The 13743-nt window shown below is 66.5% G+C and carries 13 protein-coding genes and 2 pseudogenes; 6 read left to right on the top strand and 9 right to left on the bottom strand.

What is annotated here, in order from left to right:
* A pseudogene (locus LH128_RS28535) lies at positions 1 to 198 on the bottom strand (tyrosine--tRNA ligase); the annotation flags it as partial.
* Between the two features lie 226 nt (positions 199 to 424).
* On the opposite strand from LH128_RS28535, the gene LH128_RS28530 reads away from it, so the two are divergent.
* Both LH128_RS28530 and LH128_RS28525 read left to right on the top strand, forming a co-directional pair.
* Positions 425 to 961 carry a DOMON-like domain-containing protein gene (locus LH128_RS28530; RefSeq protein WP_008833179.1) on the top strand — a complete coding sequence of 179 codons (537 nt, stop codon included), beginning with the start codon at positions 425 to 427 and terminating at the stop codon, positions 959 to 961.
* Positions 958 to 2157, top strand: a complete 1200-nt coding sequence (locus LH128_RS28525; RefSeq protein ID WP_008833178.1) for an exo-beta-N-acetylmuramidase NamZ family protein — start codon at positions 958 to 960, stop codon at positions 2155 to 2157. Before LH128_RS28530 ends, LH128_RS28525 begins: the two co-directional genes overlap by 4 nt.
* On the opposite strand, the gene LH128_RS28520 is transcribed toward LH128_RS28525, so the two are convergent.
* The 5 genes from LH128_RS28520 to LH128_RS28500 are packed head-to-tail and all read right to left on the bottom strand — an operon-like array spanning position 2151 to position 5818.
* Positions 2151 to 2423 (bottom strand): hypothetical protein, encoded by a 273-nt coding sequence (locus tag LH128_RS28520; RefSeq protein WP_008833177.1) that lies wholly within the window; start codon positions 2421 to 2423, stop codon positions 2151 to 2153. The genes LH128_RS28525 and LH128_RS28520 overlap by 7 nt on opposite strands.
* 46 nt (positions 2424 to 2469) lie before the next feature.
* Positions 2470 to 3651 (bottom strand): vWA domain-containing protein, encoded by a 1182-nt coding sequence (locus LH128_RS28515; protein WP_008833176.1) that lies wholly within the window; start codon positions 3649 to 3651, stop codon positions 2470 to 2472.
* Entirely contained in the window at positions 3642 to 4520 is an 879-nt protein-coding gene (locus LH128_RS28510; protein WP_008833175.1) for a DUF817 domain-containing protein, read from the bottom strand. Before LH128_RS28510 ends, LH128_RS28515 begins: the two co-directional genes overlap by 10 nt.
* Before the next feature lie 16 nt (positions 4521 to 4536).
* The gene (locus LH128_RS28505) at positions 4537 to 4971 is read right to left on the bottom strand and encodes a GFA family protein (protein WP_008833174.1); all 435 of its coding nucleotides are present in this window, start codon (positions 4969 to 4971) and stop codon (positions 4537 to 4539) included.
* 1 nt (position 4972) lies between these two features.
* The gene (locus LH128_RS28500) at positions 4973 to 5818 is read right to left on the bottom strand and encodes an AAA family ATPase (protein ID WP_008833173.1); all 846 of its coding nucleotides are present in this window, start codon (positions 5816 to 5818) and stop codon (positions 4973 to 4975) included.
* 126 nt (positions 5819 to 5944) lie between these two features.
* Between LH128_RS28500 and LH128_RS28495 the strand changes: the two genes are divergently transcribed.
* A complete protein-coding gene (locus tag LH128_RS28495) occupies positions 5945 to 7144 on the top strand; it encodes a glycosyltransferase family 87 protein (RefSeq protein WP_008833172.1) in 1200 nt (399 codons plus the stop codon).
* On the opposite strand, the gene LH128_RS28490 is transcribed toward LH128_RS28495, so the two are convergent.
* The 3 genes from LH128_RS28490 to LH128_RS28480 form a co-directional block, all read right to left on the bottom strand.
* Positions 7113 to 8399 carry a serine hydrolase gene (locus tag LH128_RS28490; RefSeq protein WP_008833171.1) on the bottom strand — a complete coding sequence of 429 codons (1287 nt, stop codon included), beginning with the start codon at positions 8397 to 8399 and terminating at the stop codon, positions 7113 to 7115. The two genes, LH128_RS28495 and LH128_RS28490, sit on opposite strands and share 32 nt — an antisense overlap.
* Before the next feature lie 82 nt (positions 8400 to 8481).
* Positions 8482 to 10491: a DNA topoisomerase IV subunit B gene (gene parE / locus LH128_RS28485; protein ID WP_008833170.1), complete on the bottom strand. Its 2010-nt coding sequence runs from the start codon at positions 10489 to 10491 to the stop codon at positions 8482 to 8484.
* A gap of 207 nt (positions 10492 to 10698) precedes the next feature.
* The gene (locus LH128_RS28480; RefSeq protein WP_008833169.1) at positions 10699 to 11886 is read right to left on the bottom strand and encodes a penicillin-binding protein activator; all 1188 of its coding nucleotides are present in this window, start codon (positions 11884 to 11886) and stop codon (positions 10699 to 10701) included.
* A gap of 41 nt (positions 11887 to 11927) precedes the next feature.
* Between LH128_RS28480 and rsmI the strand changes: the two genes are divergently transcribed.
* The 3 genes and pseudogenes from rsmI to LH128_RS28465 all read left to right on the top strand — a co-directional run.
* On the top strand, positions 11928 to 12755 hold the full coding sequence (rsmI, locus tag LH128_RS28475; protein ID WP_008833168.1) for a 16S rRNA (cytidine(1402)-2'-O)-methyltransferase: 828 nt from the start codon (positions 11928 to 11930) through the stop codon (positions 12753 to 12755).
* Entirely contained in the window at positions 12752 to 13114 is a 363-nt protein-coding gene (locus LH128_RS28470) for a YraN family protein (RefSeq protein ID WP_008833167.1), read from the top strand. Before rsmI ends, LH128_RS28470 begins: the two co-directional genes overlap by 4 nt.
* A gap of 100 nt (positions 13115 to 13214) precedes the next feature.
* Positions 13215 to 13743: pseudogene (locus LH128_RS28465) on the top strand (glutathione synthase); the annotation flags it as partial.

Below are 13743 nucleotides of genomic sequence, written 5' to 3'. Positions count from 1 at the left end.
GCCCGCGCGCTGGAGCTGGCGCAGCATCATGATCGAGACGAGGTGCCCGACGTGCAGCGAAGGCGCCGTCGGGTCGAAGCCGATATACCCCGGCACCACCTGCTTGCCGGCCATGGCGTCAAGGCCCTCGGCATCGGTGAGCTGGTGAATGTAGCCTCGCTCGTCGAGGAGGCGCAGCAGGGTCGAATTGTAGGTCATCGGTTCCGCTTCGGTTTGAGGGAAGCGCGCGCCTAGCACGAGGAGGGGGGGAAATAAACGCCGATGGGTGCGGCGGTGCCCACCCCGCTGCGACCAGGCGATAAATCGTCTGGTCTCGCGCCCCTCCCGCTTGCGGGAGGGGCTGGGGGTGGGTTTGTCGCGTGCATTCCTTCGTTTCGCCAGAACCGCATTGCCATGGAGCCATTTCAGCGCATAGCGAAGGGGCATGACCGAACTTGCCTTCCACCCAGCACATCCTCCGCTCGCCGTCCGCAGCGTGGAGGCGCGGATCATCGGGCATGACGCGCAGTGGCTGCGTGCTCGCTGGAAGATCATGGGTGCGGCGAAGCTGGTCGTACCGGCTTTCGCTGGCAAGGGCAGGGCGGACGGACTTTGGCAGACCACCTGCTTCGAGATGTTCATCCAGCAGGGTGACGGCCCGGACTATACCGAGATCAACCTTTCTCCCTCCGAGCGCTGGAACGTCTACGACTTCACCGCCCGGCGCGAAGGCATGGCCGAAAGGCCGATGCCGCGCGAACCCGAGTGCACCATCCGGCAGGGCACCGACATGGCGATCTTCGATGCCGCGATCCCCGCCGCCGGGCTGCCGCCTGCGCCGTGGCGATGCGGCTTCACGGCGGTGATAGAGGAACAAGGCGGCCACAAGAGTTACTGGGCGCTGGCCCATTGCAGTGACGCTCCCGACTTCCACGATCCGGCTTGCTTCACGGCGACCATTGCGGCACCCACCGCGCCATGAAATTCGGTATCGACCGCCTGCTGGCGGACCCCGCCCTGCGCGCCCCGCTCGAGGGCAAGCGCGTTTCGCTCATCGCCCATCCGGCCTCGGTGACCGAGGAACTGGTCCATTCGCTGGATGCCCTGATCGCGGCCGGGGTCAACGTGACCAGCGCCTTCGGCCCGCAGCACGGTCTCAAGGGCGACAAGCAGGACAACATGGTCGAGACGTTCGACGAGACCGATCCGGTTTACGGCATCCCGGTGTTCAGTCTCTACGGCGAGGTTCGCCGCCCGACCGGGCAGATGATGTCGACCGCCGACGTGTTCCTGTTCGACCTGCAGGATCTGGGCTGCCGCATCTATACTTTCGTCACTACGCTGCTCTACCTGCTCGAAGAGGCCGCCGCGCAGGGCAAGAGCGTCTGGGTGCTCGATCGCCCCAACCCCGCCGGACGTCCGGTCGAGGGCACGACGCTGCTGCCGGGGCAGGAGAGCTTCGTCGGTGCCGGGCCGATGCCGATGCGCCACGGGCTGACGCTTGGCGAGATGGGCCACTGGTTCATCCGCCATTTCGGCCTGAACGTGGATTACCGCGTGATCGCCATGGAGGGCTGGGAGCCCGAGTCCGCGCCCGGTTTCGGCTGGCCGCAGGACCGCATCTGGATCAACCCGAGCCCCAATGCCGCCAACCTCAACATGGCCCGCGCCTATGCCGGGACGGTCATGATCGAGGGCGCCACCGTTTCCGAAGGGCGCGGGACCACCCGCCCGCTCGAAATCCTGTTCGGAGCCCCCGACATCGATGCCAAGGCGGTACTCGCCAAGATGCGCGCCTTCGCGCCCGAATGGCTGGAGGGCTGCGCGATCCGCGAGTGCTGGTTCGAGCCGACCTTCCACAAGCACGCCAAGACCTTGTGCAACGGTTTGATGATCCACGCGGAAGGCGCGTTCTATGATCACCAGGCATTCCGTCCGTGGCGGTTGCAGGCACTGGCGTTCAAGGCGATCAGGCGCCTTTATCCGCACTATCCGCTCTGGCGCGACTTCCCGTACGAGTATGAATTCGAGCGCCTTGCCATCGACGTCATCAACGGTGGCCCGGCCTTGCGCGAATGGGTCGATGACCCGGCTTCCACGCCCGCCGATCTCGATTCGATCGCCTCCCGCGACGAGGCCGCCTGGCGCGCCGGAGTCGCGGACCTGCTGCTTTACTGAGCCGGCTTCACTTTGGCGGGGCCGTTGGTTACGGCAGGGGGCTCGATGGTCCGGCCCGTGCCCGCCTCGGTGAGCACGGAGCAGCCGTTGACTCGCTTCTCCACCGCGCTGAGCAGCATCGGCGCGTCCCTGCCGGGCTCGAACTTTACCGTGCCGGTGCTGGCGGAAACCTGCTCGACCTTGAATTCGCACTGACGAGCTTTGGCAGCGCTGGCTTCACCCTGAACTGCCACGCCGGCAGCGAGCATCAGCAGAAACGTCATCATCGGTCATCTCCTTGGTGTATCGATCCTATCACGCCGACGGCGACGGTCACCCCTTCTTGCGCGTCAACTCACGCATGGCCGCGTCCAGCCCGTCCAGCGTCAGCGGGTACATCGCTCCGCCCATGATCTCGCGGATCATGCGAGTCGAACCCGAATAGCCCCACTGCCGTTCGGGGCTGGGGTTCAGCCACACCGTCGCCGGATAAGTCTGCACCACGCGGTTCAGCCAGACCGTGCCTGCTTCCTCGTTCATGTGCTCCACCGAGCCGCCGGGATGGCTGATCTCGTAGGGGCTCATCGCGGCGTCGCCGACGAAGATCACCTTGTAGTCGTGACCGTACTTGTGGAGCACGTCACAAGTCGGCGTGCGCTGCGACCAGCGGCGGCGGTTGTCCTTCCATACGCCTTCGTAGAGGCAGTTGTGGAAGTAGAAGAACTCCATGTTCTTGAACTCCGCCGTGGCGGCGCTGAACAGTTCCTCGATCAGCCTGACGAACGGGTCCATCGAGCCGCCGACGTCGAGGAACAGCAGGACCTTCACCGCATTGTGCCGCTCGGGCCGCATGACGACGTCGAGCCAGCCCTGCTTGGCGGTCCCGGCGATGGTGGCGTCCAGATCAAGCTCCTCCGCCGCGCCTTCGCGGACGAAGCGGCGCAGACGGCGCAGCGCCACCTTTATGTTGCGGGTGCCGAGTTCACGGGTGTTGTCGAGGTTGGCAAACTCGCGCTTTTCCCAAACCTTGATCGCGCGGCCCTGCTTGCCTTCCCCGCCGATCCGCACGCCTTCGGGGTTGTAGCCCGAGTGCCCGAACGGCGAGGTGCCGTTGGTGCCGATCCACTTGTTGCCGCCCTGATGGCGCTTTTCCTGCTCCTCCAGACGCTTCTTCAGCGTCTCCATGATCTCGTCCCAGGAGCCGAGCGCCTTTACCGCCTCCATCTCCTCGGCCGAGAAGTAGCGTTCGGCGAGCTTCTTGAGCCAGTCCTCGGGGATTTCGACGGGCTGTTGGCCGTAGTCGCTGAACACGCCTTCGAAGACCTTGCGGAATACCTGGTCGAAGCGGTCCAGCAGGCCCTCGTCCTTCACGAAAGTGGCGCGGCTGAGGTAGTAGAACGCCTCGGGCGTCTGCTCGATCACGTCCTTGTCGAGCGCTTCCAGCAGCACGAGGTGCTCCTTGAGCGAGGCCGGAATGCCTGCGCTGCGCAGTTCGTCGATGAAGTTCAGGAACATGGGGCGCCTTCCCTGCGGCCTTGAGCGCGCATCTTCGGCCTATGCACGGCCGCGACCAGCACGAAGGAAATATACATCAACAGATACCACGCACCCAGCTTGCCGAAGTGGACCATCGCCCAGCCGCTGCGCTGGCTCGGGTAGATCCACGCGTGCGAGAAGGTCGCGAGGTTCTCCGCGAACCAGATGAACAGCGCGACAAGAAACCAGCCGAGCAGCAGCGGCATCCACCGATCCTCCCGCCAGACACGGAACCAGATGCGGGTGCGGGCGAAGCACAGGGCCAGCATGGCGAATAGCGCGAGCCGCAAGTCGGGCAGCCAGTGATGCGCGAAGAAATTGACGTAGATCGCCAAAGCCAGCACCACTGAAAGCCCCTCGCGCGGGTAGCCGGTGAAGCGGAAGTCGAAGATACGCCAGACGCGGGCGATGTAGCTGCCGACGGCCGCATACATGAAGCCCGAGAACAGCGGCACCGCGCCCACACGCAACATCGCGGTTTCGGGATACTCCCACGATCCAACGGCGGTCTTGAAAAGCTCCATCACGGTGCCGACGACGTGAAAGGCAAGGATGACCTTGGCTTCGTCCAACGTCTCCAGCCGCAGCGCGAGCATCGCCAACTGGATGGCGAACGCACTGATGGTCAGGAAATCGTATCGGGCGAGCGGCGCATCGTCGGGATAGAACAAGTGCGTGCCGAGGAGCAGCGCGAGCAGCAGCCCGCCAAACAGGCAGGCCCAGCCCTGTTTGAAGCCGAACAGCAGGAACTCGTAGACCCACGCGCGCCAGCCCGGACGCGGCGTGAAGCCCTCGAGCCGCGCGCGGATCGCGGCGAAACGGGTGTGCGTGCTCGGCCCTGCGGTCATGACCCGGTGCCGCCGATCAGTCCTGCGGCGTGGGAGCCGGGGCAGGGGGCTGCTGCGGCCAGCGTTCCAGCGCCGGATCGATCACCGCCCAGTCCGGTGCGTCGTCGGTCCAGATCGCCATCGCGGGCCTCACGCCATGGTCGCCTTCGAGCAGGCCGATGCGAATGGTGCGGAACTGCGGGCGCGCGCTCGATCGGCCAAGGACCGGACTGCCGCAGGACAGGCAGAACTCCTGCGTCAGCGTATTGCCGCTGGCGGCGACGTAGACGAATTCGCCGCGATCCCCGGTCAGCGTCACCGCGTCGGTCGGGAACATCGCGTTGTTGGTCGGGCCGCCACCGGCGGTCTTCTGGCACTGGCGGCACCAGCACTGACGGGTGGCGACCGGCTCTGCGGTGATTTCGACGGTAACGGCACCGCAGTTGCAGCGCCCTGAATAGGATGCGGTCATCTCAGCGGTTTCCCCGGGCCATGAAGGCCAGCCTTTCAAACATCATCACGTCCTGCTCGTTCTTGAGCAAGGCCCCGTGCAGCGGCGGGATGGCCTTGGCGGAGTCCCTGTTCTGGAGCACGTCGAGCGGCATGTCTTCGTTCATCAGCAGCTTGAGCCAGTCGAGCAGTTCACTGGTAGAGGGCTTCTTCTTGAGGCCGGGCACTTCGCGCAGTTCGTAGAAGATCTCCATGGCCTTGCGCACCAGCACCTTCTGGATGCCGGGGAAGTGAACGTCGACGATCGCCTCCATCGTCTCGCGGTCCGGGAAGCGGATGTAGTGGAAGAAGCAGCGGCGCAGGAAGGCGTCGGGCAGGTCCTTCTCGTTGTTCGAGGTGATCACCACGATCGGGCGCTCGACGGCGGCGACGTGCTCGCCGGTCTCGTAGACGTCGAAGGCCATGCGATCGAGTTCGGCGAGGAGATCGTTGGGAAACTCGATGTCGGCCTTGTCGATCTCGTCGATCAGCAGGACCGGCAGGCGCGGCGAGGTGAACGCCTCCCACAGCTTGCCCTTGCGGATGTAATTGCCGATGTCGTGCACCCGCGCATCGCCGAGCTGGCCGTCGCGCAGGCGGGCGACGGCGTCGTATTCATACAGGCCCTGATGCGCCTTGGTGGTGGACTTGACGTTCCAGGTGATGAGCGGGGCATCGAGAGCCTCGGCGATCTGTTCGGCCAGCACGGTCTTGCCGGTGCCGGGCTCGCCCTTCACCAGCAGCGGGCGGCGCAGCAGCACGGCGGCATTGACGGCGACCTTGAGGTCCTCGGTGGCGACGTAGTTGCTGGTGCCTTCGAAACGCTGCATCGGCTCATCCTGTGACTTTAACCGTTTGATTAAGCCTTATGGGGTGCGATGCTGCAAGGCAATATCGATCCGGATACGACGGGCAGGCGATGGACTTCCCCGCGCGAGCGTTGCAGAGCAGAGCGCATGGGGCTCGATTTCCTGCGAAAGATGGACTGGCTGGGCGCGGCGCGTTGCGGCGCTTACTTGCGGATTCTCGCGCTGCTCAATGTCGCGATGCTCGCTTGGCTGGTGGCGAGTTCGCATGGCGGTGTTGATCGCAACGGCTTCCTGCTGGGGAGCGATTTCATCAGCTTCTGGACGGTCGGGCACATGCTCCGGGCAGGCGCGGACGTGTACGATGGCGCCGCGCATATCGCCGCGCAAAGGGCCTTCTTTGCATCCGAGGGCGGTTACACCGCCTTCTTCTACCCACCCTCATTCCTGCCGTTCTGCTGGCCGCTAGGTGCGCTGGGCTACTTCCCTGCGCTCACCGCATGGCTGGTGACGACGGGGGCGGTCTATGTCGCGAGCGTGCGGGCGTGGTGGCACCGGTTTTTGGTGCCGGTTCCTTTGTGGCTGCTGCTCCTCGCGTTCCCGGCGGTGCCGATCGTTATGACGCATGGCCAGACGGCGTTCCTCGTCGCTGGATTGCTCGGGGCTGGATTGTGGCTCGTACCCACGCGGCCGGTGCTGGCGGGCGTGCTGCTGGGGCTGGCGACGATCAAGCCGCAGTTCGGGCTGCTGCTGCCGATCGTGCTGCTGCTCACCGGTCAATGGCGAACGATCCTCGCAGCCGTCCTCACCGCCGGACTGCTTGCCGCCGCCTCGGCGCCGCTGTTCGGTGGCGAGGTCTGGTCAGGCTGGCTCTCCGCCAGTGCCCGCGCCGAGGAGGCCATGGCGGCAGGCGCGGTCGGCTACGCCAAGATGATGAGCCCCTTCGCGGCGCTCAAGCTGCTGGGCGCCGCGACATCGGTTGCCTATGCGGTGCAGGCGGTGGTGGCGCTGGTGATAGCGGGCCTGTTGGCGCGGGCAGCATGGCGAAGGGGCTGGTCCGAGGGACTGGCCGCCCTCGCCCTCGCCGGAGCGCCGCTGGTGACGCCCTTCGTGCTCGACTACGACATGGTGCTGCTGGCGTTCCCTCTACTCTGGCTGGTGGGGCAGGGGCTGCGCCGCGGCTTCGCCGGGTGGGAGAAGCTGGCGATCCTCCTCGCCTTCGCCGCGCCAGCCTTCGCGCGGCCTTTGGCGATGAACCTTGCCCTCCCGGTGATGCCGCTAGTGCTAGGCCTGTTGTTTGCGGTGCTGTGGCGACGGGTCAGCCGGCCAGCTTCGCCAGTCTCAACATGAGCACTTCGAAGCGTTTGTTGTCGATCGGCGCCTTCGGATCGTTCCAGCTTCCCGTCACCACCGACCACGCTCCCGACTTGCCCTGCAGCAGCCAGGTCATGCTCATCACGCCGTCCTCCGAGCCGCCTTTGTAGCCCACGTAGGCCCGCGTGCGGGCGGTGGCGCTATCCATCGCCGGGTTGATGGCGAGGATGTCGAACGCCTCGCGGCTGTCGAGGCGGCGCAAGTCGTCCATCACCCCTGCAAGGTCTGCAGGGGAGGCAAACCACTCGATGTGGTCGATCGCCACCGGGCCATGACCGAAGACTTCGCCGGGATCGGCCTCGGCGACCCGCGAGAGGTCCAGCGCATCGAGCTGGCGCTGACGTTCCTCCGGCGAGGCGCTGGCATACCGCTCCGTGACCGCATCACCGCCGCGCTTGAGGGCGAAGAGCTGCGCGGTCGTCATTATCGGCGCCATCGCCTCGGGCCTTGCGTGCCGGGCGAGGCGGACTTCGCGTGCCAATGCCTCCTGCCCGGCAAGGCGCACCAGCATGTCGGTCGCGGTATTGTCGCTGATGGAGATCATCAGGCTGGCGAGGGTATGCACCGTCACCGGCGCACCGTCGGGGAGGGTGTGCACGGTGCCGCTCGGGAAGGACTTGCCCGATACGAGCACGACGTCGCTCCAGCGCCGCTTGCCTTCCTTCACCTGCCGCGCCAGCGCCGCGAGGACGTAGAGCTTGAACGAGGAGCCCACTGCGAACGGTGTCGTCACCTCGCGGCCTTTGGCGAGCACCGGCGCGTCATCACCGAGGCGATAGACCGCGAACCCGGCCTTTCCCGGCAGGGCTGCAAAATCCGCATCCAGCTTGTCGAGGCTGTCGCCTGCAGGCGTCACCGCGAAGATGCGAAAGCCCGCCACCAGGGGCTTGTCGCCCGGTCCCAGTTCGATCCGGGCGGGCGCGGTGGCATTGGCGAGTTTCAGGGTGAAGGTGGCCGAACGTTGCTGTTCGCGCTTGAAGTCCGCATATCCTTCCACCGCACCGCCCTGCGCCGCGATCTGCGAGGTGAGGGCACGAAGGCGCTCGGCCGGAACTTCGCTCAGGAAGCGGGCGTCGAAAGTCTCTGCGGCATCGCGCTTGCCCTGCATGACCGCGACGACCTCCGCGACACGCTGCTTGAGCAAAGCCTCGGTATCGTCCTGCGCATGTGCCGTGCCGCTACCCAGAACGAGTGCCAGCACGAAACTGAGAAAACCCCGCCATCCGCTCATTGCCTGCCCCCGGCCTGACCATCGCGGGCAGGCTGACGGCAGGCAGGATGAAGGTCAACGGGTGTTCATCGGGCGGTATCCGTCAGGCGTCGATCAGTTCGCGGTCGAGGTCGCCGGCGCGGTTCTGGATGAAGTGGAAGCGATGTTCGGGATTGCGGCCCATAAGGCGGTCGACGAGATCCTTCACTGCGAATCGGCCCTCGCTCTCCTGCGGCAGGGTGATGCGGATCAGGGAGCGGGTGTCCGGGCTCATCGTCGTCTCGCGCAGCTGGCCGGGGTTCATCTCGCCAAGGCCCTTGAAGCGGCCGACTTCGACCTTCTTGCCCTTGAACTTCGTCGCTTCCAGCTCCGCCCGGTGGGCATCGTCGCGGGCGTAGGCGGAAGTCGCGCCCGAGGTCAGGCGGTAGAGCGGCGGCTGCGCGAGGTAGAGGTGCCCGCGCCGCACGATGTCCGGCATCTCCTGGAAGAAGAACGTCATCAGCAGCGTGGCGATATGCGCGCCGTCGACGTCCGCGTCGGTCATGATGACGATGCGGTCGTAGCGCAGGTTGTCGGCGTTGCAGTCCTTGCGCGTGCCGCAGCCGAGCGCGAGGCCGAGGTCGGCGATTTCCTGGTTGGCGCGGATCTTGTCGGCCGTGGCCGATGCGACGTTGAGGATCTTACCGCGGATCGGCAGGATCGCCTGCGTCTTGCGATCGCGCGCCTGCTTGGCCGAGCCGCCTGCCGAATCGCCCTCGACGATGAACAGTTCGGTTTCGCCGTGGCCTTCGCCCGAGCAGTCGGTCAGCTTGCCGGGGAGGCGCAGCTTGCGGGCATTGGTGGCGGTCTTGCGCTTGACCTCGCGCTCCGCCTTGCGGCGCAGGCGTTCGTCCATGCGCTCCATGACGGAGCCCAGCAGCGCCTTGCCGCGATCGAGGTTGTCGGTGAGGAAGTGGTCGAAGTGGTCGCGCACCGCCGCCTCGACCATGCGTGCGGCCTCGGGCGAGGTCAGGCGGTCCTTGGTCTGGCTCTGGAACTGCGGGTCGCGGATGAAGACCGAGAGCATCACCTCACTGCCGGTCACCACGTCGTCCGGCGTGATGTCCTTGGCCTTCTTGGCCTGGCCGACGAGATCGGCGAAAGCACGAATGCCCTTGGTCAGCGCGCCGCGCAGGCCCTGCTCATGGGTGCCGCCGTCGGGCGTGGGGATGGTGTTGCAGTACCACGAATACGAGCCGTCGGAGTAGAGCGGCCAGGCGATCGCCCATTCGACGCGGCCCTGTTCGGAGCCATCCTCGCCCTTGGGAAAGTCCTGCGAGCCCGAGAAGAACTGCGTGGTTACGCATTCGCGGCTGCCGATCTGCTCGGCCAGATGGTCGGCAAGGCCGCCGGGGAACTGGAAGGTCGCCTCCGCCGGAACCCCGTCCACCGCGAGTGCAGGCGCGCACTTCCAGCGGATTTCGACGCCTGCGAATAGGTACGCCTTGGAGCGCACCAGCTTGAACAGGCGGGCGGGCTTGAACTTCTGGTCGCCGAAGATCTCGGTGTCGGGCGTGAAGGTGACGGCCGTGCCGCGCCGGTTCGGCGCTGCGCCGACACGCTGGATCGGGCCGAGCGTCACGCCGCGAGAGAATTCCTGCGCGTAGAGTTCCTTGTTGCGCGCCACTTCCACGCGCGTCTTCACCGACAGCGCGTTGACCACCGAGATGCCGACGCCGTGCAGGCCGCCCGAGGTGGCGTAGGCCTTGCCGGAGAACTTGCCGCCCGAGTGCAGAGTGGAGAGAATGACCTCCAGCGCCGACTTGCCCGGGAATTTGGGATGCTCGTCCACCGGGATGCCGCGGCCGTTGTCGGTGATGGTGATGCGGCCGGCGGTGCCGGGTTCGTCCTCCAGCGTCACCTCGATGCGGTTGGCGTGACCGGCGACGGCCTCGTCCATCGCGTTGTCGAGGACTTCGGCCGCAAGGTGGTGCAGCGCGCGCTCATCCGTACCGCCGATGTACATGCCCGGACGGCGGCGGACGGGTTCGAGCCCCTCCAGCACCTCGATCGCGGAACCGTCATAGGACTCGCCGGTGGCGGCGGGGAGCTTGTCGAAGAGGTCGTCGGACATGGCGGCCACTATAGGGCGCGCGGAATCGTGGGGGCAAGCAGGGGTTTGCGCTTTATCCGCAGGGCTTGAAGGGCGGTGTTGGAACCGGCCCACCCCCAACCCCTCCCGCAAGCGGGAGGGGAGTTCATGTCGTTTTTGCCCGCCCGCTTGCGGGAGGGCCGGAAGGCTTGGCAGCTTGCTGCCTAGCCGGACGGGGTGGGCAGAGCCTTACTCCCCGAACTTCACCGGCGCCGGGCTGACGACCTTCATCGTCCCCGCGCCGACCTCGCGCACTTCAAGCGCACGCTCGATCAGCCCGCCTCTGGTGAAGCGGAACGCGCCGTCCACGCCGAGGAAGCCGCCAGGGAACGCCTTGGTATCGCGCAGGGTGTCGACCGGGAAGCGGGTGCCCGGCTTCCAGTCGCGCGCGACGCGAAGGGTCAGGAGCACCGCATCATAGCCGAGCGTGGCGATACGGAACGGCTGGGTGCCGAAGCGCGCACGGTAGCTCTTGGAGAACTGGGCGAAGCGCTGGTCCGACACCGTCGAATACCACGCACCCGCCAGCGCGGCCGAGGCGTTGACGTCGCGCTCGCCGCTCCACAGTTCGGTGCCGAGGATCTTCACGCCGGGCGTCTTCGCCGCGCCCTTGAAGGCCGTGGCGGCACGGACCGAGAGCGAGCCGCTGTCTGCGATCAGCAGCGCATCGAACCCGCCCTTGGTCTTCACCCGCTGGGCGGCCGAGGCGATCGAGGCGGCGCTGCGCTCGTAGGGTTCCAGCGCGATCACCGAGCCGCCGCTGGCGCGTACCGCCTGCAGCAGCGCCGCGCTGGTACGGTCGCCGTAGTCGCCGCGCGGGACGAGCGCGCCGAACGTGGAGATGCCCTGCGAACGGGCGTACTGCACCGTGCGCGTCACCGACTGGCCAGGCAGGTTGCCCATGATGAGGACATCGCGGTTCGCCGCCTGCTCGTCGTTGGAGAACGAGATGACGGGCACCTTCGCCGCCTTGGCGATGCCCGAGACGGCGGGAATGTCGTCGGCGAGCAGCGGGCCGAGGATCAGCTGGTTGCCGTCCGTCACCGCGCGGCGGGCGGCCTCGGCCGGGTTGGCGCTGGTGTCGTAGGTCGTCACGCGCAGGTTCTTGGCGGCGGTGTCGAGCAGGGCCATGTTGGCGGCATTGGCGATCGCCTGGCCGACACCGGCGTTGGCGCCGGTCATCGGCACCAGCAGCGCGATGCTGTGACGGTCCTTGTCCACCGGCAGTTCGCTCTGCGAGGGAGGAGGCGTGGGCGCGGGCGGCGGGCCGGGCTGCGGCGCCTTGGGCACCACGGTACAACCGGCGACCAGAGCCATGGCGGCCGCGGCGAGAAGACTGCGACGATTGAGGCGCCCGTTCCCTTTAAGGTCGAACATAGCTTGCCGCTCCCTCGGTATCTGGGCCATGAGTCTGGCCGATGGAAAACACACTCTTGCCGGGCCTTTACATAGTCGCAACCCCGATTGGCAACCTGGGGGACATTACCCTGAGGGCAATCGAGACCCTACGCGGCGTCTCCGCAGTCGCCTGCGAGGACACCCGCGTGACGGGCAAGCTGTTGCATCACCTCGGTTTGAAGAAGAAGCTGGTACGCTACGACGACCATGCCGGAGAGGGCGATCGCGAACGGCTGTTGGCGATGATGGAAGCCGAGCCGGTCGCACTGGTCAGCGATGCGGGGACGCCGCTGATCTCGGACCCGGGCTATCGCCTCGTGCGTACCGCAAGGGAGCGGGGAATCGCGGTAACCAGCCTGCCGGGGCCGAATGCGGCGGTAGTGGCGATGACGCTTTCGGGCCTGCCGAACGACCGCTTCCTGTTCGCCGGTTTCCTGCCGAACAAGGCCAAGGCGCGCGAGGACATGCTTGCTGAACTGGGTAAGGTTCCCGCCACGCTGATCTTCTACGATACGGCGCCGCGCCTTGACGCGTCGCTGGCTGCGATCGCCTCGGTGCTGCCGGGGCGAGAGGTTGCCGTGGGGCGGGAACTGACCAAGAAATTCGAGGAATGCCGCAGCGGTTCTCCACAGGAACTGTCGGAGTACTACGCCGCGCACCCGCCCAAGGGCGAGATCGTGCTGCTGATCGCACCGCCCGGAGAGGAACCGTTGGGAGAAGTGGACGTCGATGCCCTGCTGCGCGATGCCCTGGCCACCGCCAAGGCATCGCAGGCGGCAGCGGCGGTGGCGAAGGCGACCGGGCTCGACCGCAAGACGCTCTATGCCCGGGCACTCGAACTCAAATGAGCGAGCGGCGCAAGCGGGCCGAACGCCATGGGCGGCGCGGGGAATGGATCGCCGCGCTCTACCTCTGGCTCACCGGCTGGCGCGTGGTCGGGCGGCGGGTGAAGACCCGCAAGGGCGAGGTGGATATCGTCGCGCGGCGCGGCCGCACGGTCTGTTTCGTCGAGGTGAAGTGGCGGGCGACGCAGGCGGAACTCGCCATGGCCATCGATGAGCGGCGGCTCAGGCGCGTGGCCGATGCCGCGCAATTGATAGCGAGCCGCTATGCCCGTCCCGGCGACGACCAGCGCATCGACGTGATCCTGATCGCGCCTTGGGTTTGGCCCCGCCGAATCGTCAATGCCTGGCAGCCGGGAGGCTGACGCGGACTTAAAACTCGCGATTGAGGTCGCACCTAGGCGCGAACGCGGCTAGACCGCCGCCGACCAAAGTACCCCCGACTCCGAAAGGCCCGAATCCGCCATGACTTTGCGCGTCGCCGTCCAGATGGACCCGCTCGAAACGATCAAGATCGCGGGCGATTCGAGCTTCGCCCTGATGCTCGCCGCGCAGGCGAGGGGGCACACCCTCTATCACTACGACGTGCGCACGCTGGCCTATGACACCGCGCATGGCGCCGCTGGTCGCCTGACCTGCTGGGGCGCGCCCGTCACCGTCCAGCGCGTCGACGGCAATCACTTCACGCGCGGCGAGTATCGCCTGATCGACCTTGGCGAAGACATCGACGTGGTGCTGATGCGCCAAGACCCGCCGTTCGACCTCGGCTACATCACCGCGACGCACCTGCTGGAAAGGCTCGCGGGCAAGACGCTGGTGGTCAATGATCCTGCTTCTGTGCGCAATGCGCCGGAGAAGGTCTTCGTGCTCGACTACGCGCGGTTCATGCCGCCGACGTTCATCGCCCGCCGGATCGAGGACGTGAAGGCGTTCAACCTGCGCCATCCCGGCGACCTCGTGATCAAGCCGCTTCACGGCAACGGCGGCAAGGCGG

Source organism: Sphingomonas sp. LH128, from assembly GCF_000293195.2.
Classification (GTDB): Bacteria; Pseudomonadota; Alphaproteobacteria; order Sphingomonadales; family Sphingomonadaceae; genus Novosphingobium; species Novosphingobium resinovorum_A.
The sequence above is the reverse complement of the archived record's forward strand: the minus strand, read 5'-3'. Positions and strand labels throughout refer to the sequence as shown.

Coding starts and splice junctions, on each gene's coding strand:
- LH128_RS28530 (WP_008833179.1), top strand. CDS start 425: ATGACCGAACTTGCCTTCCACCCAGCACATCCTCCGCTCGCCGTCCGC.
- LH128_RS28525 (WP_008833178.1), top strand. CDS start 958: ATGAAATTCGGTATCGACCGCCTGCTGGCGGACCCCGCCCTGCGCGCC.
- LH128_RS28520 (WP_008833177.1), bottom strand. CDS start 2,423: ATGATGACGTTTCTGCTGATGCTCGCTGCCGGCGTGGCAGTTCAGGGT.
- LH128_RS28515 (WP_008833176.1), bottom strand. CDS start 3,651: ATGTTCCTGAACTTCATCGACGAACTGCGCAGCGCAGGCATTCCGGCC.
- LH128_RS28510 (WP_008833175.1), bottom strand. CDS start 4,520: ATGACCGCAGGGCCGAGCACGCACACCCGTTTCGCCGCGATCCGCGCG.
- LH128_RS28505 (WP_008833174.1), bottom strand. CDS start 4,971: ATGACCGCATCCTATTCAGGGCGCTGCAACTGCGGTGCCGTTACCGTC.
- LH128_RS28500 (WP_008833173.1), bottom strand. CDS start 5,818: ATGCAGCGTTTCGAAGGCACCAGCAACTACGTCGCCACCGAGGACCTC.
- LH128_RS28495 (WP_008833172.1), top strand. CDS start 5,945: ATGGGGCTCGATTTCCTGCGAAAGATGGACTGGCTGGGCGCGGCGCGT.
- LH128_RS28490 (WP_008833171.1), bottom strand. CDS start 8,399: ATGAGCGGATGGCGGGGTTTTCTCAGTTTCGTGCTGGCACTCGTTCTG.
- parE (WP_008833170.1), bottom strand. CDS start 10,491: ATGTCCGACGACCTCTTCGACAAGCTCCCCGCCGCCACCGGCGAGTCC.
- LH128_RS28480 (WP_008833169.1), bottom strand. CDS start 11,886: ATGTTCGACCTTAAAGGGAACGGGCGCCTCAATCGTCGCAGTCTTCTC.
- rsmI (WP_008833168.1), top strand. CDS start 11,928: ATGGAAAACACACTCTTGCCGGGCCTTTACATAGTCGCAACCCCGATT.
- LH128_RS28470 (WP_008833167.1), top strand. CDS start 12,752: ATGAGCGAGCGGCGCAAGCGGGCCGAACGCCATGGGCGGCGCGGGGAA.